This is a genomic window from Williamsia soli, from assembly GCF_017377795.1.
GTDB classification, from domain to species: domain Bacteria; phylum Actinomycetota; class Actinomycetes; order Mycobacteriales; family Mycobacteriaceae; genus Williamsia; species Williamsia soli.
Map to the genome: position 1 here is coordinate 101,890 of NZ_JAFRDR010000005.1, position 20,383 is coordinate 122,272.

The following is a 20,383-nucleotide window of genomic DNA, read 5'->3' on the forward strand; positions in this document are numbered from 1 at the left end:
GTGGGTTTGTCTCCGAGCTATTCGATCTTGGCGCTGCGGAGTTCATGACCCTTCGAGGTCAGACACCGGCCGCTGCTCAGATCCCATGACCAGCCATGCAGGTTGCACGTGAGCTTGTCGGCCTCGATGACCCCGAACTTGCTCAGATCGGCTTTGAGGTGCGGACACCGGCGCTGAATCTTCCAGCCATCCTTCTCGATCGACGACGAATCGTCGTGCGCTTCACTGAACCAACCGTCCGCGTACGCAATTCGTTCGTCGGTCAGGCACTTGAAGAAGGTGTAAAGGAACTCGTTGTACCCGCCGATGCGCCAGGTGGTGAAACGGGTCGAGAGGAAGATCGTGTTGACCCAGTCGGGCTCGTTGTCCCGCAACACGGTCCGCACCAGTTCGGGTGCGATCCGGAAGCCGTAGCGGTACTTGCCTTCCTTCTCCTTGGGCTCGCGGACGGTGCGGTTCGGGAAGTCGAGGACCACGGTCTCGTCGCCCATCACCAACCCGACGGGATATCCGATGCCGTCACAGATCAGATCGCTCTGGGCCATGATCGGCTCGAACAGCTCCTTCAGGGGCGCCAGCAGCGGGTCACCCTGCGCGGATGCCCAGGTCGCCTTCTGCGCGGCGATGACCGGCGCGAACTTCTGCGCCATCCTCTCCAAGTATGCGGCTTTGTTCTTCCCGAACACCTGCTCTGGCGGGTAGGGGTGTGAGATCTCGTTCAGCTGGGATCCGGTGAGGTCGACCGTCGACCCGGAGACCATCATCAGTCCGCGATGCTTCACGCCGTCGTCGGTGCCGTGTTCCTTCATCTGATCCAGGAACGTCTCCTGGTCGGGGAAGATGCAGGTGGGATCGTTCTCGATGTCGTTGAGGTAGCGCAATTCGTCGTCGAGGAACATCGGCGGGCCCGCCGATGGCACGACCCAGGTGGCGCCGACCTGCTCGATGTACGAGCGCGCGCGGTCCATGCCGCGCTGCCGCTTCTGCGCCGCGAAGTTGGCCTTCGACCGTTTCGGGATGTCGTAGACCATCGGATACCAGATGGCGCCCGAATACTGCAGCAGATGGATGTCGATATGGCCGAACTGGTCGGCGATGACGTCGAGGTCGACCGGTCGGGCATCGTTCATGTTGAAGACGGTGGTCTCGCCGTCGCTGACCACCAGACCGCTGTCACCGATCGGACCGTCGGCGGGCGCCCGGAGGGCGACGATCATGATCTCGAGACTGCCCTTGTCGTTCGTGACCGTCGTCTTGACCGAATCCTCCGTCTCGACGAACTTGTGGAACCCGAGCTCTTCCAGCGCGCGCTTGAGGTCGGGCACCGGGTAATCCGGCAGCAGGACGGTCGTGTCCTTGTTCACGTGATCGCGCAGGTTCTGCTCGTCGAAGTGGTCGCGGTGCAGGTGACTGACGTAGAGGTAGTCGCAGTTGCCCAGCGACGTCCAGTCGAGTTCGGTGTTGTCGGGAAATGGCACCCACGACGCGAAGTACGCAGGGTTCACCCACGGGTCGCACAGAATCGACCCTGCGGCTGTCTGGATGTGGAATCCCGCGTGCCCAACGCTCGTGACCTGCACGTGTTGCCTCCAAATTTGTGGTGCCTGGAACGTCCACCAGAGTATCGACCAGTTGATGGGAGTCGGGTGTCAGCCAACGCTAAGCTCGCTGCATGGAACCGGTCTACGACACTGTCATCGCCGTCGCACGTTCGCTGTGGGCGGCCGAAGGACTGAAATTCACGGTGTCCGGCGTCGAGAACGTACCGAAGACCGGAGGCGCGGTGATCGCGGTGAACCACACCGGATACCTCGACTTCACCTATGCCGGATTACCCGCGTTTCTGCAGGGCAAACGCAAGGTCCGGTTCATGGCGAAGAAAGAGGTCTTCGACAACAAGATCAGCGGTCCGATCATGCGCAGCCTCAAACACATCCCCGTCGATCGTGGCGCCGGGGCAGACAGCTACCGCGCCGCTGTCGAGTACCTGCAGCGCGGCGAGCTGGTGGGTGTTTATCCCGAGGCGACCATCAGTCGGAGCTTCGAGATCAAGGACTTCAAGTCCGGAGCCGCGAGGATGGCGCAGGAGGCGGGGGTCCCGATCATCCCGACCGTGATCTGGGGTGCGCAGCGGGTGTGGACGAAGGGCCACCCGAAGCGGCTGGGACGGACGAACACCCCGATCTCGATCGGGGTCGCGGCGCCGGTCGAGTCGACCGGTGATCCGGCCGAGGTGACGATGCGCTTACACCAGGTGATGAGTGAGCAATTGCGCACTTTGCAAGAAACGTACGGGCCCTATCCCCCTGGAGAATATTGGGTGCCCGCGCGCCTGGGCGGCGGAGCGCCGACCCTCGAAGAGGCCAATAAAATGGATGCGGACGAGCAAGCAGAAAAGGCAGCGAAGCGTGCTGCGGCAAAGAAGGACGAGCAGGCCGGCTGATTGCCCCGGCGAACCTGTCCTCAGTCCTCGACAGGCTGGGCGAGGTTCCATTCGAGGTTGACGATGGTGCCGTCCGGACCGGGCTTGATCCGGGGGTGGTCGGACAGTGCCTGCATCAACGGGATCCCGCGTCCGCGCAGTCTGCTGGTGGTCGGGGCCGGCTCCTGCCAGTGACCCTGGTCTTGCACAGTGACATGAAGTTGCTGATCAGCGGGATGATAAGTGGCGCGAAGCGTCATCGTTCCCGGCGAATCACGATCTGCGTACGCGTGCTCGACTGCGTTCGCCAAGGCTTCATAGGCGGCAAGCGTGATGGCATCGGCGCGGTCTCCGGCGCTGGGAACGTGTTGCGCGAGCCACTCCGCGAGAAGCTGGCGCAATTGTGTGGCCGCCATCGGGTCCGCACTCACGTCGGAATACGTGAGTTGCAGGCCCTCGGTCGGCGAGTTGGTCATGATTAGATCGGCACCCACGCACCACTGGTACCCATGAGCGGCTCCTTTTATGCGGAATACGGATCGTCACGTTCTTCGGCGAACTGAGCAGCAGCTTCGTCCACGGTCGAATACATGGTGATCGTTTCATCCAAACCGACCAGGCGCATGGGGCGCGCGGTGGCCGGGCCGTCGGCGACGACGCCGAACCGGCTCGTCGGCGCAATGTTCTCGTGCGCCGTGACCAGAGCGGCCATGCCGGCCGACGACAGGAAGTCGACCGCGGTGATGTCGATGATCAAACCCGCAGGAACCCCGCTCATGGCCTCTCGAACCGCGTCCGCCAACTGCGGAACGGTGAGTATGTCGATACTGCCGCGGACGGTCAGCACGACCACACCGCCGGTGCGGTCGGCGGCGATGGTCAAGCCATTGCCCGGAACGTCGTCGCTGTCGCGGACGAGTGGTGAGAGCCCGTCTATCGAATCCATCGAATCCCCCTGCTCGGCTGACGTAAGGCACACAGCACATCCACCGACGAGTCGGCGACGTATGCGGCTGCTAGTTGAACCGATGGACACCATATTTGCATACTTTGCGTCCCCGTCGACCAGATGGTGATGTTTGCCGTCGGAGGGAGCGGTGAGGGGCGGTTGTCGCGGGACCTCGCACACGTGGTGGTCCGTCGAACCTACTGTGCGAGTGAAGAACTGGTCAGAAAAAAGTTTGCCGAAGCTGTTGGCACTCGACGGCGTCGAGTGCTAAAAAAGTAATCGCACAGTGATTGGTCGCCCGCCACGGTGGCGGGCCCGAGTGAGGAGATGGAGGTGGGTTGCTGTGCTGCGTTTCGACCCGTTCAGTGATGTGGATTCCCTCGCCCGAGGTCTGCTGGCCGGTCAGCAGGTCGGTTCGACGAGGACGCCCCGTTTCATGCCGATGGATTTGTACAAGGTCGACGACCATTACGTCTTGACCGCTGATCTGCCCGGAGTCGACCCGGGTTCGGTCGACGTGAGCGTGGAGAACGGGACCATGACCCTGACCGCCCATCGGTCGTCGAGGTCGGAGGATTCGGTCGAGTGGCTCTCCAGCGAGCGTTTCTACGGCTCGTACCGTCGCCAACTCACCCTCGGCGACAACATCGACACCGCAGGCATCAGCGCCGGTTACGAGAACGGAGTGCTGACTGTGACCATCCCGGTCGCCGAACGGGCCAAGCCGCGACGGATCGAGATCGAACACGCGGACACGATGAGGTCCATCGATCAAGTATCGACCTCACCTGACTGATCTGAGCCCGAAATCTGTTAGTCCGCAGATGCATTGGAGCAGGGTAGGAGGTGAACGATTGGAAGAGAACTCAGCTGTGGTCTGGCCTGATCCGAGTCCCCTGCACGACTGGTGGACCGAGGTCATGTCCACCCGCTCGAAGTGAGAACGCGCGAAGACGGGTTCCGTGCTGCTGAACTAGGCTCGTCGGCATGGAACCCGTCTTCCGGGCATTGGAGATCACCGCCCACGCGCTGACCAGGGCGCAGGGCCTGAAGATCACCTTCATCGACGTCGAGAAGTTGCCGGCGACCGGCGGCGTCGTGCTGGCGATCAACCACACCGGATATCTGGACTTTCTCCCCGCAGCGCTCGGCGTGCAGCGACGGGGCCGGCGCGTGCGGTTCATGATCAAGGCCGAGATGCAGAAGATCGCGATCATGCGGTTCCTGATCAAACACACCCGCACCGTGCCGGTCGACCGCGCGGCCGGAGCGCAGGCCTACGTGCTCGCGGTCGAGACCCTCCGCAGTGGCGAAGTGGTCGGTGTCTATCCCGAAGCCACGATCAGCCGCAGCTTCGAGATCAAGGACTTCAAGACCGGTGCCGCACGGATGGCACTCGATGCCGAGGTCCCCATCGTCCCGGTCATCGTCTGGGGTGCCCAACGTATCGCCACCAAGGGCCAGCCCCGTCACCTGGGCCGCACCAAGACCCCGATCATCGTCCGGTTCGGCGATCCCATCCGGCCCCATGCCGGGGCAGGCGATGACGCCGTAGAGCTCACGAACCGCCTGCGAACCACGATGCAGCAGGTGCTGCTGGAGGTGCAGCAGCAGTATGGCGATCACCCGGCGGACGCCTTCTGGGTGCCGTCGCGTCTCGGTGGCGGGGCTCCGACCCTGGCCGAGGCCGACGCCCTCGACGTGGCCGATGCGGCCGCCCGGCGGGACAAACGGCAAGATGGTTGAAATGCCGCACCCAGAACTCGTCGGGCCACCAACGCTGATCGCCAGCGACGTGGACGGCACACTGATCGACGACAACAACGTCGTGCCCGAGTTGGTACGCACCATGATCAGCAGAGCAACTGACGCCGGCGCGACGTTCGTGATCGCAACCGGCCGCCCACCGCGGTGGATTGCGGAGATCACCGACCAGATCGACATCCAGCCGCTGGCGGTGTGTGCCAACGGGGCCATCGTCTACGACACGGCGAACGACACCATCCTGCATTCTGCGACCCTGGGGCCGCAGGTGCTGACCAAGCTCGCCGAGCTCGCGTACGAACAGATTCCCGGTTGCGGGCTGGCCGTCGAACGCGTGGGGCGCAGTGCCCACGACGCCGCGACCCCGCCGTTCGTCGCGACCGCGGGCTACCAACACGCCTGGCTCAATCCCGACCACATCGAGATGAACGAAGCTGATGTGTTGTCGGAGAACGCGGTGAAGATGCTGGTGCGTCGGCCGGACATGAGCAGTGACGAGATGGCGAGGCGACTGACCGCAGTGGTCGGCGACATAGCCGACGTCACGTTCTCGACCGACAACGGCCTGATCGAACTCTCGGCCCCCGGGGTCAGCAAAGCCCACGGCCTGACCACTCTTGCCGAACTGCGAGGCCTGCCCGTCGACGCGTCAGTCGCCTTCGGTGACATGCCCAACGACGTCGAGATGTTGCGTTGGGCGACCCGAGGTTTCGCGATGGCACACGGTCACCCCGCGGCGCTCGCCGCCGCCGACGAGGTCGCGCCCGGCAACAACGAGGGCGGCGTCGGTCAGGTCCTCTCCCGCTGGTTCTGAGCTCCCGGCAGTGCCACCGAGCGGTCAGCCGGCGGGTGCTGTGGTGGGTGCCGGCGCCGGGGTGCCGCGCTGTTCGTTGTAGCTGTTGGTGAACTCGTCGACGTAGGTCCGCAGCACCTGGACGATCCCGGTGATGAGGTTGAACAGCAGCGTCCCTCCCTGGAACGTCTGACTCACGCCTTCGGGACCCGTGGTCTCGGGCGAGGTCGGCAACCCTAGTGAGGAGTTCTCGAATCCCATTGCGCCCCAAGCTTTCGCGATGGCACCCTGGATGACCTGGGCGCCGGTCGCCTCGGACCAGTAGATCTTGCCGTTTTCGAAGTCGGCGTACTTCGCGGTGCCGTCGGGCGTGGTCTGCTCGACGGTCGTCGCGTTGCCCAGGGTGCCGGTGGGTCCACCGGTGGCGACCCACTGTTGTGCGATGGCACCCTGATCGGTGGTCGAGAGGACTTCCGGAGCGGGCGCCGGAGCGACAGGCAGAGCGCCGGCACCGGCTGCGATCGCACGGATCTGGGGCAGCGCCTCATATCCGTACTGCCCCGGGCAGGCCGTGCTGTAGAAGTCGCGGTGACCGCTGATGATCGGCAGGGTCGCGGTTTCACCCGCGGCATACAGACCGCCGTCGAAGCCGCGAGAGACCACCGAGCCCGTCCCGTTCGGGTCTTTGCCGGCCAGGCGCAGCCGCCAGCCCAGATAGGTGCCGGCCGAGTTGATCATCTCCGGCGTCGGAGCGATCTCGTCGAGGTTACCCATGAGCGACAGGCCCATCGTGTCGTCGTTGAATCCGCCGGTGTGGGTGCCCTGGACGTTCTTGTCCAGACCGCCAAAGGTGCCTTCGAAGATCTGGCCGTACTTGTCGACGAGCACGTTGTAGCCGATGTCGCACCAGCCCAACGTTTGTGCGTGGTACGCGTAGATGCCGCGCACGATCTCTGCGGACTGCTCGCGGGTGTAATCGTTGGTGCCCGCGGTGTGGTGCACCACGGTCTCCTTGAGCTCTGGGTCGTACGTCGGCTCGGAGCAGCGCATCGATTCGTCGGCACCCCACTGGGCGCGGGTGATGACCTGAGGTTCACCCGTCGGTGCCGGGATTCCCGGGAGTACCGGGGCCGCCGGTGCTTCGGGGGCAAGCGGTGCTGCCGGGTCCACGGGCGCAGCCGGGTCGGCAGGCGCCTGCGCGCCCTCGGCCGAACCTGTTCCGGGCGAGATCAGGGCTGCGCTGAGCGTCGACACCACCTGTTGCAGTGGGTCGGCGCCAGGAGCGCCGGTCGTGGTCAGCATCGGTTCCTGTTTGGGTGTGAAGGCCTGCGGCACAACTTCACCGGAGGTGACGGTTGAGGTGGGTACCGAGGTGTCGGTTCGCTTGGGTACCGGTGGCGTCGTGAAGGTCGTGGATGTCGACGATGTGAGGCCGGTCGACCCTGTCGGGCTCGAGGACTGCGCCGGGCCGGCGCTCGTCCCGCCCGGTATTGCGACACCGTTGTCGGTGACAGCGATCTGCACGAGATTGGTGCGACCGACCCATACGGGCTCGGTGCCCTGCTTGTTCGGATCCTTTTCGCTGACTCCGTCGGCCTTGTCGGCGGAGATCCACGGTCCCCAGGTGCCATCGGGCTTCTTCGCCCGGACATAGGCGGTGGTGTTCGCCACGCCCTCCCACGTCAGGCCCACCATGGAGAACGGATTGTCCTGGCTCACCTCTTTGACGATCGCGCCCTCCGGGGTACCTGCGGGTGCGTCGGTGCTCGGTGACGTTCCCGGCCCGGTGATGGCGGGGGGTGTGGTCGTGCCGCCGGGCGCGCCCGGGGCAGTGGTCGACGGGAGTGCGGGCAGGAACTCAGTCGGGATCAGGCCCGGCGGGATCTGCAGCGGGATGTCAGGGAGGTCGATGCCGGAGACATCGATCGGAGGAAGGGTGACCCCGGCGTCGGCGAGACCTGACTTCACCAGATTCAGGACGATTGTCGGTACGTCGTCCAGGCTGACCTGGCTGATCGTGGTCGGCGTCAGCGCCGCCGCGGCCGGTGGCTCGCTCGGGTCGACGGCGATTGTCGGCGCGCTGCCGCCGATCAGGACCGCGAGCGGGCTCGCGACCACAACGGCGGCAACCGTGCCAAGGATGATCGATGGCTTCGGTCGGCGGTAGCGCACGTGGTTCTCCTTGATATGTCGCACCTGGTGGTTCGTGGTCTTCACCGACATCGGCCGGGCACGCCGAAGGAGGCGTCCGGGCAGATGTCGACTTCCCCATCGACTTGTCAGACTTCGAAAGGGTGTCCGTTACGCGCCGTGAAGTCCACGACCCCGCCCGGCGTGGCGTGAAACTTGTGATGCTGTTGTTATCGGGTGGGACTTCTGTGACTCAATTCGAGCCACTACTGTCACTTGAGTCCCACTAGTCACATATCGCGGCTGTCGCGTGCGTCGACCGGGGCGAACTGAGAAGGGACACCCATGCCGCGTATTCCAGGGCTGTACACAACTCGACCCATCGGGGGCCGAGCTGCGTACGGTGCCCGGCTGCGCAGACCGGCTGCCGCCGGGGTGGCCCTGATCCTCGCCGCGGGAGCTGCAGTCTGGGCCGTACCCCAGGCAGTCGATTCGGATGTGTCTCTCACCGTTGGCGGTGAGGTCACCCTGATCGGGCATGGCAACGGGCATGGTCGCGGGATGGGCCAGTGGGGCGCGTTCGGCTATGCAAAACAGGGCTGGACCTCGACTCAGATATTGAGTCACTACTACGGCGGCACCACCGCGGGGAAGGTGGACAACGTCGACGTCTCGGTCATTCTCACAGGTGAGACGTCGGTCAATGTCTTCGCGGACGCCGGGTTGAAAGTTGGTGATGTGGTGGTGGCACCCGGGCAGGCCGTGAGTCTGTCGGGTTCCACCGCCACCATCACCACCGGATGCGGCGGCGGCGCCGTGCAGTCCGTGGAGGTACCGAGGCCCCTGGTCTCGCCGATCACCCCGGGGCCCGGACGGCCCGACCCCGAACTGATCAAGATGTGCGGTACCAACGCGACGTTCCGCGGCTCACTTGGTCTCGACGGAGGCCGCGTGATCAACGTGCTGCCCCTCGACGACTACGTCAAAGGCGTGCTGCCCAAGGAGATCTATCTGAATTGGGCAGACGAAGGGGGTGCCGAGGCGCTCAAGGCACAAGCCGTCGCTGCCCGCACCTACGCACTCGCCTCGATCGACATCAGCAAACCGATAGATGACACCCAGAACTCCCAGGTCTACGGCGGTTTCGGCGGTGAGGACCCACGCTCCAACGCGGCAGTCGATGCGACCGCGGGCATCGTCCTGAACAAGGCGGACGGTAAACCGGCCTTCACCGAGTTCTCCTCATCCACCGGCGGTGCCACCGACGGCCGCGACTTCCCGGCGGTCATCGACGACGGTGATGCGATCTCTCCGTTCCACGACTGGACGGCAGCGGTCTCCTCCGACAGCATTGCGTCCACCTTCGGTGTCGGCTCCCTCACGGGCTTCGAGGTGATCGAGGCCTATGGGATGGGCGCCGAGAACGGCCGCGCGGCCAAGGTCCGCATCAGTGGCACCGGCGGGACCGTCGAGGTCCCTGCGCAGGAGGTGCGCACGAAACTTCAACTGCGATCGTCGTTCTTCTCCGTGCAGGGCCAGGAATCCAAGCCGGCCATCGTCGCGCCGCCGTCCGGCGTCGGGGGCAACGCCCCCGCTGTGCCGGTTCCTGGCGTCGTGCCGGGAGTCCCTCCGGTGACCCCGTCGGCGCCGGGCGCCACCGGCGACACCCTGAGTCAGTTGCTCGCACTCGCGGAGGCGGCGATCGGCGGCAAGTTCTCTGAGTTGGGCGGTAGCTCGGGCCTGCTGGGGGCGGTCCTCGGACCGGTCGAGGTGACGCCGTCGGGAACGGGTGCGGTACAGCAGTTCCAGAACGGATCGGTCTTCTTCAGTCCCGAGAGCGGAGCGCATGCGCTCGGTGGATTGTCGTTGCTCAACTTCGCGTTGCAGGGCGGGGAAAGTGTGCTCGGCCTTCCGCTCGAGGACTCGCTGAGCACGCTCGCCGGACCTCTCACCCAGATCTTCCAGAGTCGTTTCGAGAACGGCATCCTCGAGGTCGATCCGACCACCGGACTCGCTACTCGACGGTAGTCCGCACCACATTCAGCCCCCTGTGCAGGCATCGAGGGCAATGTTCCCTCGGCGGCAGTGTGAGGGGATGAATGTGGTGGTCGAATCCATCGTGGCGAACCACCGCTCAGGACGCATCAGCAGAGGCAGAGACCGGCTGACTTGAGCCACTCGGCGAAGGCCGCCTGGTCGATGCTGTCGGTCATCCACCAGGTGACGGTGCCGTTGCCCGGCGAGTACACGATGTACGCGACCGTGCCGTCGTCGAACGTGTCGAAGTACGCGTACGTCGTATCGCCGTCGATCACCCGCGAGTACAGCTCAGAGGTGTTGCTCGCGGCATGCTCCTCTTCCGCGAGGGCTTTGATGTCGGTGTCGGCGACGACCTCGATCAGCCCGATCGCGCTGGCGGGATCGCCGACCGTGCCCTGACCGACAACCGCCGGAGTCGGTTCACAGAAGATGCTCGCAAGTGCGTAATCGATGCTGTCGATGGACACGCACGTGTCGGTGTCGACGAGGTCGACGTTGGCGTCCGCCAGCGCTTGTTCATCAGAGTTCAACGACGCGTTGGCAGTTGAGGTGTCGGTGGTCGGCTCGACCCGTTCGGTGGTCGTAGCGGATGTCGACGTCGACGGCGCAGACGACTCGGTGGGGGAGGCCTTCGGGTCATCTCCGCCAGAACTCGCGAGAGCCACTCCCAGGATGCCGGCCACGATCAACACCACGACCGCGCCGATCGCAATGATCGCGATGTTGCGATTGCGGTTCGGGTTGCGCTGGTTCTGGGGCCCGCCGGCGGCGTACTGGGGCTGTGGTCCCGATGCGTACGACGGCTGCTGGCCGTACCCGCCAGGCGGAGGCATCGGGGGCGGGGTGTTCGGAGTGTTCGGCCCGCCGCCCCATGCCGGTGCACTCGGTGTGGGCGTCGGCGGTGGTGTCGGCGCCCCCCAGGGGGCCGGTGGCGGCGCTGCAGGCTTCGACAGCGGCACCGGGACGACGGGTGGTGCCGAAGGCGTCGGTGCACCTGCGGCGCCGTCTTCGGTGACGATTGCCTCGAGCGCGCCGAGTGCAACAACGGTTTTCGGATTGTCGAGGGTGGCAACGGTGCCGAGTTCCCCGAGTCTGCGGTGCACCAGTGGCACCCGTGACGAACCGCCGGTCAGGTAGAGCTGCACGTCTTTGCCTGCACCCGCCCGCGCCAGGGTGCGGGTGGTCAGATCGACCACGGAGTCGACGTTGTGCGCGATCAGTTCTTCGAACTCACCGCGAGTGAGCTCGAGGATCGCCTCGTGGCCACCGGCGCTGATGTTGATCACCGCGCGTGGCGACTCCGACAGCAGCTCCTTGGCCCGCCGGATGTTGTCGTCGACGGCGCGCTTGGTGGTCAGGTTGGCGCCGGTGCGCAGGTATTCGAGGAGTTCCGGTGCCCGCGAGGTGAGTTGCTTGTCGACCCACCGCCGGATCATGGCGTCGAGATTCTTTCCGCCGAGTCCGTTGTTGCCGTCGTGGGCGATCAGATCGATGGGACCGCCGTCGCCGGAAGCGGCGCTGCCGGAACCGATCTTGACGACAGCGACGTCGCACGTGCCGCCGCCGTAGTCGACCACGGCGACCGTTTGCCCGGGCTTTGACTCGATGGTCGAGCCTGAGTCCGCGGTCATGCGCGTGTAGTGGGCGATGGCGGCACGTGGTTCGGAGATCAACGTGACCGCACTGCGATCGAAACCGATCAGTTCGGCGGCGCGGGTCAGGACGTCGATCTCCTCCGGTGACCAGGCGACCGGATGGGTCAGGATCAGCCGCGCAGGCCGCGTGCCACCGCGCCGCTCGGCGGCCCGGTTCAGGGCCGAATTCAGCACGGCAGCAACGAGATTCTCGAGCGGCAGGTCGAGGTTCCCGACGGGCACCGTGCCGGCGGCGATATGGCGTTTGGGGTGGGTGATGAAGGCAGCCGGGTTGTTGGTCGCCTGGTTCACCGCCGCCTCCCCGACCACGATGTTGCGGTAGGAATCGGCATACACCGAGGAGGACATGATGTCGCTGGTGTGGGACAGCGGCACCACCTGCGGGGCGCCCGAGCCCGGCTCGTAGGAGGCGGCGGCAGTGTTGGACGTGCCGAAGTCGATCGCCAGCCACCAGTGCATCGACATCGGTGTAGGTCCTTTCGTCTTGTGTGGAGTCGTTCGAATCGAGTTGATCACGAGATGGGACTCGGCCCCCGTCAACGTAGTTCATGCCCGGTGCTGACGGCAGCCGACGTGTCCTGCGACCGGACGACGTCCGGCCGGACGGTTTCTAGAGCATCTGGAACCCGTCAGGGATGCCGTTCTGGTCGATGTCGGAGATCGCGAAGTCGTGGGACCCGTCCTGGTCGATGTCTGCGAAGACCGTGTCTGCGGTGCCGTCCTGGTCGAGGTCGGACATGCTCGTCTCGCTGAAACCGTCGCTGTCGGCGTCGTAGGCGATGGTCTCGACCTCGCCGTCCTCGGTGAAGTCCTGGACGATCGTGTCGCCGAGGCCGTCACCGTCGGTGTCGAGCAGCACGGACTCGTTGTAGCCGTTGCCGTCGTAGTCTGCGTACTCGACGACTGTCGGGCCTGCGGTCTCGGTCGGCCCCGACGTGTCGGTGGTGTCGGACGTCTCGGTGGTGTCCGGCGTCTCGGTCGTCGAGGGGTCGGACTTGATGGAATCGGACATGGTCGGTGCTCCTCGGTTGCTCTGCTGCGATGGATTCTGCGTGTCGTCAGTAGGAGAGCCGCCGGGCCCGAAATGTTCCGGATGCGTATGACGTCGGTCGGTCAGACGACGCTGGTGTCGCCGGAGCCGGGATCGACCTCGGTCCACTCGCCCGTGCCCGGATCGTTGACGTAGGCATTGTCGATGTCGCCGTCCTGGTCGACGTCCACGAATGCGACATCGGCGTTGCCGTCGGCGTCCTCGTCCACCAAGACGGTGTCGGCGTTTCCGTCGCCGTCGGTGTCCACGGCTGCCGTCTCGAAGTAGTTGTCACCGTCGGTGTCGTAGGAGAGGGTGTCGATGGCGCCGTCCTGGTCGGCATCGGAGGCCACGACGTCGCCGACGCCGTCACCGTCGACATCAACCAGGGCCGAGTCGACGACCCCGTCACCGTCGTTGTCGAACACCTCGAGTATCGCGGCGTCGGTGGGCTCGGGATTGTTGGGATCTGTCATTCCAGGCTCCTTGAACTCGGGTGCCACCACCGTCGTGGCGCAGCTTGCTGACAGCACACTCCGGTTTCGCGGCCTGTGCGAGGGAATCGGAGAAAAGTTTTGCAGAAGTTCTCCCGGCGCGCGTCGACCCCAGCTGCAGGTATTGCGCGCACCAGCGGCCGACGACGACAACCAGACCGCGCCGGCACCCGGGGGTGTCGACACGGTCTGGGTCTGGGAGCGGGGCTCTTACAGGGCGCTGGTATCGGGGGTCTCGACGCTGGCAGGGTCGATCTCGGTCCATTCGCCGGTGCCGTCGTTGACGTAGGCGCTGTCGATCTCGCCGTCTTCGTTGTCATCGACGAAAGCGATGTCGTGGGTGCCGTCTGCGTTCTCGTCGAAGTAGACGGTGTCCGCCTCGCCATTCTGGTCGGTGTCGGAGATTGCGGTCTCGTAATGGTTGTCGCCGTCGGTGTCGAAGGCGATGGATTCGGCTTCGCCGTCCTGGTCGTAGTCCTGAACCATGACGTCACCTTTGCCGTCGGCGTCGATGTCGACGAGTGCGGACTCTTCGGTGCCGTCGCCGTCCACGTCGAGGATGTCGAGGACGGTGGCGTCTTCAGAGATCTCGGGCATCGTGTTGTCGGACATGGTTTCTCCTTGTTTGTTGTGGATTGGCCGCAAGCTGTTGTGGCCGGGTTGTTGTTGATAGGAGGGGCGCCGACCACGCAAAGTTCCCGGGGGTCGAAAAATCTTTGAAAAAGTTTTGACGAATAGCATGAGTGCCGGGGCAAGCAGGAAGCGGACTGAGATGACATCGAACGACATCACCGACCCAGTGGCGGGCGAGTTCACGTTTGCTCCGCTGTCGCCTGCGGTCTTCCTCGCCCGGGCAGCCCAGGCCTTTGCCGACCGCATCGCGATAGTCGACGGCGAGCACTTCTTCACCTACGCAGAGCACCACCGGCGCGTACTGGCGCTGACCGGAGCGCTGGGCGCGGCAGGCGTTCGGGCCGGCGATCGGGTGGCGGCGTTGTGTGCGAACAGCCACGTGATGCTCGAGTTGCACGGCGCGATCCCGTTGCACGGGTCGGTCCTGGTGCCGTTGAACATCCGGCTCTCGGTCCCGGAGATCAGCTACATCCTGGAGCACAGCGGTGCGACGATCTTGTTCGCGACCGAAGAGTTCGCCGAGACCGCGGCCTGAGGTGGCGGATGCTGCCGGTATCGATGTGGTGCTCGACGGAGCCGGGGGTGGCTACGAGAAACTGCTCGCGGACTCGCCAGGGCCGGTGCTGCGGGATCCTCATGAGCGCGGGCTCCTCGCGATCAACTACACGTCAGGAACCACCGGGCGGCCCAAAGGGGTGATGTATCACCACCGTGGGGCCTACCTGTAGGCCGTGGCGATGGCTTACCACTCCCGGCTGGAGCCTGGGTCGAAGTATCTGTGGACGTTGCCGATGTTCCATTGCGACGGCTGGTGTTTCACCTGGGCGGTCACCGCCGCCGGCGGCACCCATGTGTGTCTACGGTCCATCGACACCGCCGAGATCTGGCGGCTGCTGCGCGAAAGCGGTGTCACTCACTTCAGTGCGGCGCCGACAGTGCTGACGATGATCGCCGAACATCTGGCTGCGACGCCACTCGAGCGCGCGGTGGCTGTGGGTACCGGGGGAGCTCCACCTTCACCCGCGCTGCTGTCCCGGATGTCTCGACTGGGCATGGAGGTCACCCACCTGTACGGGATGACCGAGACGTTCGGGCCGATCATGGTCAATCAGTGGCAGCCGGAATGGGATGAGTTGGACCGGGACGAGGTCTCGGAACTCAAGGCCCGCAAGGGATCGGCAACATCGTCGCCAGACCCGCACGGGTGGTGACGCCCGAAGGCATCGACGTCCCTGATGACGGAAACACCATGGGAGAGTTGGTGATCAGCGGAAATGACGTGATGCTCGGCTACTACCGGGACCCGGATGCCACCGCTGCGGCCACCATCGACGGGCATCTGCGGACCGGTGATCTCGCCGTGATGCACCCCGACGGATACGTCGAACTCAGGGACCGCAGCAAGGACGTCATCATTTCCGGCGGTGAGAACATAGCGTCCGTCGAGGTCGAGCGGGTCCTCGATGCCCATCCCGATGTCGTCGAATCGGCGGTCATCGGACGCCCCGACGATCGCTGGGGTGAGGTGCCGGTCGGCTACATCACGATCGGGGCGGGCCGGGATCTGAGTGCGGAGGAGCTGATCGACTTCGCGAGAACACGTCTCGCGCGTTTCAAGGTCCCGAAGGAGATCGTGTTCACCGAACTCCCGAAGACATCGACCGGGAAGATCCAGAAGAACGTCCTGCGCTCGGGACTGCGCTGAGTCGTTGCGCTCCTCCGGGCAGTCGGACCGGAGCAATTCTGGCCTGAAACCTCACGGCGGGGCCGCAGGTCACGTAGATTTACTCCCGCCACGAACTCCGCCTTCCAGCTCTTCGACAGCTTCGTAGAAGTGCCGCCAGACATCGGGTTCGGCAAGACGCCGGCCCGTCCGTGCCGTGGCACCTGCTGCCGAGGGAGGCAACTCCATGGACATCAACACGATCACGGAAGTGGTCCGGCATCCGTCCGACCGGCCGGGGCAAGACTGGCGCGACGGTGACGCGTGGCTGGCCGGGGGAACCTGGCTGTTCTCCGACGAGCAACCGCATCTGCGCCGGTTGGTCGATCTCACCGCGCTCGGATGGGACTCGCTGACCGCTGGTCCCGACGGACTCCAGATCGGAGCCACCTGTACCGTCCGTGAGCTCTACGCGTTTGCGGCCCCAGATGATTGGACCGTCGGGCCGCTACTGCGCACCAGCTGCGAGGCGTTTCTGGCCTCGTTCAAGGTCTGGAACGCGGCAACGGTCGGTGGCAACATCGTGATGTCTCTGCCCGCGGGCCCGATGATCACGATGACGGTCGCGCTGGAGGCGACCTACACCTTGTGGTCTGCCGATGGCAGCGAACGGACAGTCGACGCAGTCGATTTCGTGACGGCGAACAACAGAAATGTGCTAGCGCCGGGGGAGATCCTGCGCCGCATCGACATCCCGTCCTCCGCGCTCCGCAAGCGCTACACCCATCGCCGGTTCACCCTCACCAAGATGGGACGGTCGACGCTGTTCATGATCGCGACGCAGACGCCGGGCAGCGACGATCTGCTGCTGACCATCACCGCAGGCACGACGCATCCGATCCGGTTGGCCTTCAGCACCATGCCGGACGCCGACACCTTGACCGGCGCCGTCGATGCGATACCCGCCGACGCCTGGTTCGACGATCCCAACGGAAAACCGGCTCACCGGCACCACCTGGCGAGGCACTTCGCCGAAGAAATTCGCAGCGAACTGGCAGGCGGTGTGTCATGACGTACACGGTGAACGGCAAGACCTTCTCCGCCGAACCCGACCCCGGACAGTGCCTGCGGACCTTCGTGCGCTCACTCGGCCACCACGGGGTCAAGAAAGGTTGTGACGGTGGCGATTGCGGTGCCTGCACGGTCTGGCTCGACGGTGATCCCGTCCACAGCTGCATCACTCCGGCCTTCCGTGCGGACGGACGCGAGGTCACCACCATCGAGGGGCTCGGTACACCTGACGATCTGCATCCGATGCAGAAGAACTTCTGTGCCGCACCCGGATTCCAGTGCGGATTCTGTACGGCAGGCATGATCATGACCGCCGCGACATTAACCGACGAGCAGAAGCAAGATCTGCCGCGCGCCCTCAAAGGCAACCTGTGCCGTTGCACCGGCTACCGCGCCGTCGAAGACGCGGTGAACGGGGTCGCAGAGATCGAGGAGGCGAAACCCGGGCAGGCCGTCGGCACGAGTGTCGGTGCGCCGGCAGCCCTCGACGTCGTCACCGGCCGGGCCGAATACACGATGGATGTCGAGATGGACGGAATGCTCCATCTGAAACTGCTGCATTCCCCGCACGCGCATGCGCGCATCGTGTCGATCGACACGACCGCAGCGCTCGCGGTACCCGGGGTGCAGCGCGTGTACACCTGGGAAGACGTGCCCCGGAAGCTCTACACCACGGCCATTCACACCGACCACCTCGTCGACCCCGACGACACCTACATGCTCGACAACGTCGTCAGATTTGTCGGCCAACGGGTGGTCGCCGTGCTCGCCGACACGATCGGGGCGGCCGAGGAAGGCTGCAGGCGCGTTGTCGTGGAGTACGAGCCACTGCCTGCTGTGTTCGACCCCGTCGAGGCGATGAAAGACGGTGCCCCAGCGCTGCACGGCTCGGACGATCCCTTCGTCCAGGACCCCGAACACAACATCTTGCTCGAGATCCACGGACACGTCGGCGACGTCGACGCGGGTTTCGCCGAGGCCGACGTCATCCACGAGGGCACGTATTCTTCACCGCGCGTGCAGCATGCGCATCTGGAGACCCATGGGGCGGTCGCGTGGATGGAGAACGGCAGGCTCAATGTCCGGACCAGTTCGCAATCGCCGTCCATCGCCAAGATCAAGCTCGCGCACCTGTTCGATCTGCGTCCGGATCAGCTCCGCGTCTTCTGCAAGCGGGTCGGCGGCGGATTCGGTGGCAAGCAGGAGGTGATCGTCGAGGACCTGGTGTCGTTGGCGACCCTCGACACCGGCAGACCGGTCAGTCTCGAATTCACCCGCACCGAGGAGTTCACCACCGCCTCACCGCGGCATCCCATGACGTTGACCATCAAGCTCGGCGCCAAGGCAGATGGCACCCTCACGGCGTTCGCGGTGCACAACATCTCCAACACCGGTGCCTACGGTAACCACGGCGGCGAGACACTGTTCGCGGGCGGTGCGGCGGTGGCGATCTACCGATGTGCCAACAAGAAGTACGACGCGTACTCGGTGTACACGAACACCGTGCCGAGTGGCGCTCTACGCGGTTACGGCATGACCCAGCCGTCGTTCGCGGTCGAATCCGCCATGCACGAGCTGGCGGTCGCACTGGACATGGATCCGCTCGAGTTGCGTCGTCGCAACATCGTGCGCCCCGGTGACCCGCTGGTCGCGCTCGAAGACGGGCCCGACGACGTGATGTTCAGTGAAGACGGACTCGGGCATTGTCTCGATCTGGCGGACGCGGCGTTGGCGCGCAACACCATCGAAGGGCCCGACGGGGACGAATGGTCGGTCGGCGTGGGAACCGCCAGCTCGGTGCACGAGACCGCGCCCCCGACAGAACACATCTCCGAGGCCTGGGCGACACTCGGTGACGATCTCGTGTACGAACTAGCCGTCGGAACCGTGGAGTTCGGTGAGGGAACCTCGACCGCACATGTGCAGATCTGCGCGAATCAGCTCGGCACCACACCGTCCCGAGTGCGCTTGATCCAATCAGACACCGACAAGACAGGTTTCGACACCGGTGCCTTCGCCAGCGCCGGGCTCTTCGTGGCGGGCAACGCTGTTCTCAATGCGTCGAACGCTCTTCGGAACCGCATCCTGGCGTTTGCGGCGTCGCATGCGAAGGTGCCTTTGGCCGACTGCTCGATGGACGATGACGGGGTCCTGTGCGGCGACACCAGACTGACGCTGGCCGAGGTGGTCGCGGCGGGCAAGGCCCGTGGGATCAGGTTCACCGAGGCCCGCAAAGCCTATGGGTCGCCGCGCAGCGTCACATCGAATACGCACGGGTTCCGGATCGCGGTCAACCGGATGACCGGCGAGATCCGCGTCCTCTACAGCGTCCAGGCCGCCGATCCGGGGGTTGTCATCAACCCGGCACAGGTACGCGGACAGATCGAAGGTGGTGTCGCACAGGGCCTCGGCTTCGTTCTCACCGAGGATCACCACGTCGATCACACCGGGACGATGATCAATCCGAACCTGCGGAACTATCGGATCCCCACCTATGCGGACGTGCCGCGGACCGAGGTGATCCTGGTGGAGTCCGAGGATTCGGTGGGCCCGATGCGTTCCAAGGGTATGGCGGAGTGCTGCATCAATCCGGTCGCCGGGGCGATGGCCAACGCCCTCTTCGACGCGACGGGAGTCCGCATTCGTGAGCTACCGCTCACCCCGGACCGTATATTCAACACGCTGCTCGAGCACCAGAAAACGGTTGTCTCAGCGGTAGGAACCGCCTGAGAACACACGTTTCGCAACCAGTAGGAGATGGCGATGAGCGCCGACACGACGACCACCAACAACGCCGCGACGGTGATCATCGGGCAGAAGGTCAGGCCTGGGGCAGAGGCCGCATTCGCCATCTGGCAGGACAACATGAATGCCGCCGCCGCGGAGTACCCCGGATTCATCGCTGCCGAGACGGCACAGCCCACCAACGTCCAGCCCGACTGGGTGGTCGTCTACCGCTTCGATTCGATCTCCAATGTGCAGGCCTGGATCAACAGTTCGACCCGCCAGGAGCATCTCGACCTCGGCCGCGACTACTTCGACGGCCCCGCCACCCAGCAGGTGATCAGCGGTGGGTCGAGGCCCACCGACCCGCTGGTGACGGTGGTCGTGACCCATCGGGTCAATCCTGAACACGTCGATGACTTCCTCGCCTGGCAGGGGCGCCTGCGGGAGGCCGAGACCTCGTTTCCGGGTTTCCGGGGGACCGAGTTGTTCCGCCCGATCGAGGGCTTGCAGGACGAGTGGACGGCGCTGTACCGGTACGACACCGCCGCCGATCTCGATGCCTGGCTGACGTCGCCGAAGCGCACCGCGCTGCTCGAAGAGGGAAAAAAGTTCGACGACTTCGAACTGCGCACCATCGACAACTCGTTCGGCAGTTGGTTCGCCTTCGACGACAAGGGACACGAGGCCACACCGCCGTCGGACTTCAAGACCTCGGTCGCGGTCTGGGTGGGTCTGTACCCGACCGTCGTGCTGCTGACGCTTGCGCTGTCGCCGCTGGAGATGCCGCTGTGGCTGGGCCTGCTGATCGGCAACTTGATCTCGAGCTTCGTGATGAGCTATTTCACGATGCCCTACTACGTCAACAAGCTCCTCAAGATCTGGCTGTGGCCGCGGCACGACCGCACGGTGTCGTGGACCAACGGCTGGGGCTGGGCGATCATCGTCGGCGTCAACGTCTTCTGGGTCGCGGTGTTCTTCCTCTGCACGACAGTGTTCTGGAGCCTGCCGTAAA

The 20,383-nt window shown here is 64.8% G+C and carries 16 protein-coding genes and 1 pseudogene; 9 read left to right on the top strand and 8 right to left on the bottom strand.

The window, feature by feature from the left end; genetic code table 11:
- Positions 1-17: 17 nt before the first annotated feature.
- Positions 18-1,580 carry an MBL fold metallo-hydrolase gene (locus J3S28_RS14870; protein WP_207841527.1) on the bottom strand — a complete coding sequence of 521 codons (1,563 nt, stop codon included), beginning with the start codon at positions 1,578-1,580 and terminating at the stop codon, positions 18-20.
- 92 nt (positions 1,581-1,672) lie between these two features.
- Here J3S28_RS14870 and J3S28_RS14875 point away from each other — a divergent pair, with 92 nt between their 5' ends.
- Positions 1,673-2,443, top strand: a complete 771-nt coding sequence (locus J3S28_RS14875) for a lysophospholipid acyltransferase family protein (protein ID WP_207841528.1) — start codon at positions 1,673-1,675, stop codon at positions 2,441-2,443.
- Positions 2,444-2,463: 20 nt separating this feature from the next.
- Here the strand turns inward: J3S28_RS14875 and J3S28_RS14880 are convergent, their stop codons facing one another.
- The gene (locus J3S28_RS14880; protein WP_207841529.1) at positions 2,464-2,898 is read right to left on the bottom strand and encodes an ATP-binding protein; all 435 of its coding nucleotides are present in this window, start codon (positions 2,896-2,898) and stop codon (positions 2,464-2,466) included.
- Positions 2,899-2,945: 47 nt separating this feature from the next.
- Positions 2,946-3,368 (bottom strand): STAS domain-containing protein, encoded by a 423-nt coding sequence (locus J3S28_RS14885; protein ID WP_207841530.1) that lies wholly within the window; start codon positions 3,366-3,368, stop codon positions 2,946-2,948.
- Between the two features lie 346 nt (positions 3,369-3,714).
- Between J3S28_RS14885 and J3S28_RS14890 the strand changes: the two genes are divergently transcribed.
- The 3 genes from J3S28_RS14890 (at position 3,715) to J3S28_RS14900 (ending at position 5,949) form a co-directional block, all read left to right on the top strand.
- Entirely contained in the window at positions 3,715-4,167 is a 453-nt protein-coding gene (locus J3S28_RS14890) for an Hsp20/alpha crystallin family protein (protein ID WP_207841531.1), read from the top strand.
- Between the two features lie 191 nt (positions 4,168-4,358).
- Positions 4,359-5,117: a lysophospholipid acyltransferase family protein gene (locus tag J3S28_RS14895; RefSeq protein ID WP_207841532.1), complete on the top strand. Its 759-nt coding sequence runs from the start codon at positions 4,359-4,361 to the stop codon at positions 5,115-5,117.
- 1 nt (position 5,118) lies between these two features.
- Complete coding sequence (locus J3S28_RS14900; RefSeq protein WP_207841533.1) at positions 5,119-5,949, top strand: HAD family hydrolase; 831 nt, start codon at positions 5,119-5,121, stop codon at positions 5,947-5,949.
- 24 nt (positions 5,950-5,973) lie between these two features.
- Here the strand turns inward: J3S28_RS14900 and J3S28_RS28760 are convergent, their stop codons facing one another.
- Positions 5,974-8,100 carry an N-acetylmuramoyl-L-alanine amidase gene (locus tag J3S28_RS28760; protein WP_207841534.1) on the bottom strand — a complete coding sequence of 709 codons (2,127 nt, stop codon included), beginning with the start codon at positions 8,098-8,100 and terminating at the stop codon, positions 5,974-5,976.
- A gap of 303 nt (positions 8,101-8,403) precedes the next feature.
- Here J3S28_RS28760 and J3S28_RS14910 point away from each other — a divergent pair, with 303 nt between their 5' ends.
- Complete coding sequence (locus tag J3S28_RS14910) at positions 8,404-10,086, top strand: SpoIID/LytB domain-containing protein (RefSeq protein ID WP_207841535.1); 1,683 nt, start codon at positions 8,404-8,406, stop codon at positions 10,084-10,086.
- Positions 10,087-10,202: 116 nt separating this feature from the next.
- On the opposite strand, the gene J3S28_RS14915 is transcribed toward J3S28_RS14910, so the two are convergent.
- From J3S28_RS14915 to J3S28_RS14930, 4 genes are all read right to left on the bottom strand, one after another.
- On the bottom strand, positions 10,203-12,218 hold the full coding sequence (locus J3S28_RS14915; protein WP_207841536.1) for an Hsp70 family protein: 2,016 nt from the start codon (positions 12,216-12,218) through the stop codon (positions 10,203-10,205).
- A gap of 145 nt (positions 12,219-12,363) precedes the next feature.
- A complete protein-coding gene (locus J3S28_RS14920) occupies positions 12,364-12,765 on the bottom strand; it encodes a hypothetical protein (protein WP_207841537.1) in 402 nt (133 codons plus the stop codon).
- A gap of 101 nt (positions 12,766-12,866) precedes the next feature.
- Positions 12,867-13,259: a hypothetical protein gene (locus tag J3S28_RS14925; RefSeq protein WP_207841538.1), complete on the bottom strand. Its 393-nt coding sequence runs from the start codon at positions 13,257-13,259 to the stop codon at positions 12,867-12,869.
- Positions 13,260-13,487: 228 nt separating this feature from the next.
- Positions 13,488-13,889 (bottom strand): hypothetical protein, encoded by a 402-nt coding sequence (locus J3S28_RS14930; RefSeq protein ID WP_084892591.1) that lies wholly within the window; start codon positions 13,887-13,889, stop codon positions 13,488-13,490.
- 160 nt (positions 13,890-14,049) lie between these two features.
- Between J3S28_RS14930 and J3S28_RS14935 the strand changes: the two are divergent.
- From J3S28_RS14935 to J3S28_RS14950, 4 genes and pseudogenes are all read left to right on the top strand, one after another.
- Positions 14,050-15,615: pseudogene (locus J3S28_RS14935) on the top strand (AMP-binding protein).
- Between the two features lie 205 nt (positions 15,616-15,820).
- Complete coding sequence (locus J3S28_RS14940; RefSeq protein WP_207841539.1) at positions 15,821-16,645, top strand: FAD binding domain-containing protein; 825 nt, start codon at positions 15,821-15,823, stop codon at positions 16,643-16,645.
- Complete coding sequence (locus tag J3S28_RS14945) at positions 16,642-19,374, top strand: molybdopterin-dependent oxidoreductase (RefSeq protein WP_207841540.1); 2,733 nt, start codon at positions 16,642-16,644, stop codon at positions 19,372-19,374. The genes J3S28_RS14940 and J3S28_RS14945 overlap by 4 nt, the downstream gene beginning before the upstream one ends.
- Before the next feature lie 33 nt (positions 19,375-19,407).
- On the top strand, positions 19,408-20,382 hold the full coding sequence (locus J3S28_RS14950) for an antibiotic biosynthesis monooxygenase (RefSeq protein WP_207841541.1): 975 nt from the start codon (positions 19,408-19,410) through the stop codon (positions 20,380-20,382).
- Position 20,383: the final 1 nt, after the last annotated feature.

Bases quoted from the DNA above. Each gene is read 5' to 3' on its own strand.
- J3S28_RS14885 (WP_207841530.1), bottom strand. From the start codon at position 3,368: ATGGATTCGATAGACGGGCTCTCACCACTCGTCCGCGACAGCGACGAC.
- J3S28_RS14915 (WP_207841536.1), bottom strand. From the start codon at position 12,218: ATGTCGATGCACTGGTGGCTGGCGATCGACTTCGGCACGTCCAACACT.
- J3S28_RS14925 (WP_207841538.1), bottom strand. From the start codon at position 13,259: ATGACAGATCCCAACAATCCCGAGCCCACCGACGCCGCGATACTCGAG.
- J3S28_RS14875 (WP_207841528.1), top strand. From the start codon at position 1,673: ATGGAACCGGTCTACGACACTGTCATCGCCGTCGCACGTTCGCTGTGG.
- J3S28_RS14910 (WP_207841535.1), top strand. From the start codon at position 8,404: ATGCCGCGTATTCCAGGGCTGTACACAACTCGACCCATCGGGGGCCGA.
- J3S28_RS14940 (WP_207841539.1), top strand. From the start codon at position 15,821: ATGGACATCAACACGATCACGGAAGTGGTCCGGCATCCGTCCGACCGG.
- J3S28_RS14895 (WP_207841532.1), top strand. From the start codon at position 4,359: ATGGAACCCGTCTTCCGGGCATTGGAGATCACCGCCCACGCGCTGACC.
- J3S28_RS14920 (WP_207841537.1), bottom strand. From the start codon at position 12,765: ATGTCCGATTCCATCAAGTCCGACCCCTCGACGACCGAGACGCCGGAC.
- J3S28_RS14880 (WP_207841529.1), bottom strand. From the start codon at position 2,898: ATGACCAACTCGCCGACCGAGGGCCTGCAACTCACGTATTCCGACGTG.
- J3S28_RS14945 (WP_207841540.1), top strand. From the start codon at position 16,642: ATGACGTACACGGTGAACGGCAAGACCTTCTCCGCCGAACCCGACCCC.
- J3S28_RS14930 (WP_084892591.1), bottom strand. From the start codon at position 13,889: ATGTCCGACAACACGATGCCCGAGATCTCTGAAGACGCCACCGTCCTC.
- J3S28_RS14950 (WP_207841541.1), top strand. From the start codon at position 19,408: ATGAGCGCCGACACGACGACCACCAACAACGCCGCGACGGTGATCATC.
- J3S28_RS14900 (WP_207841533.1), top strand. From the start codon at position 5,119: ATGCCGCACCCAGAACTCGTCGGGCCACCAACGCTGATCGCCAGCGAC.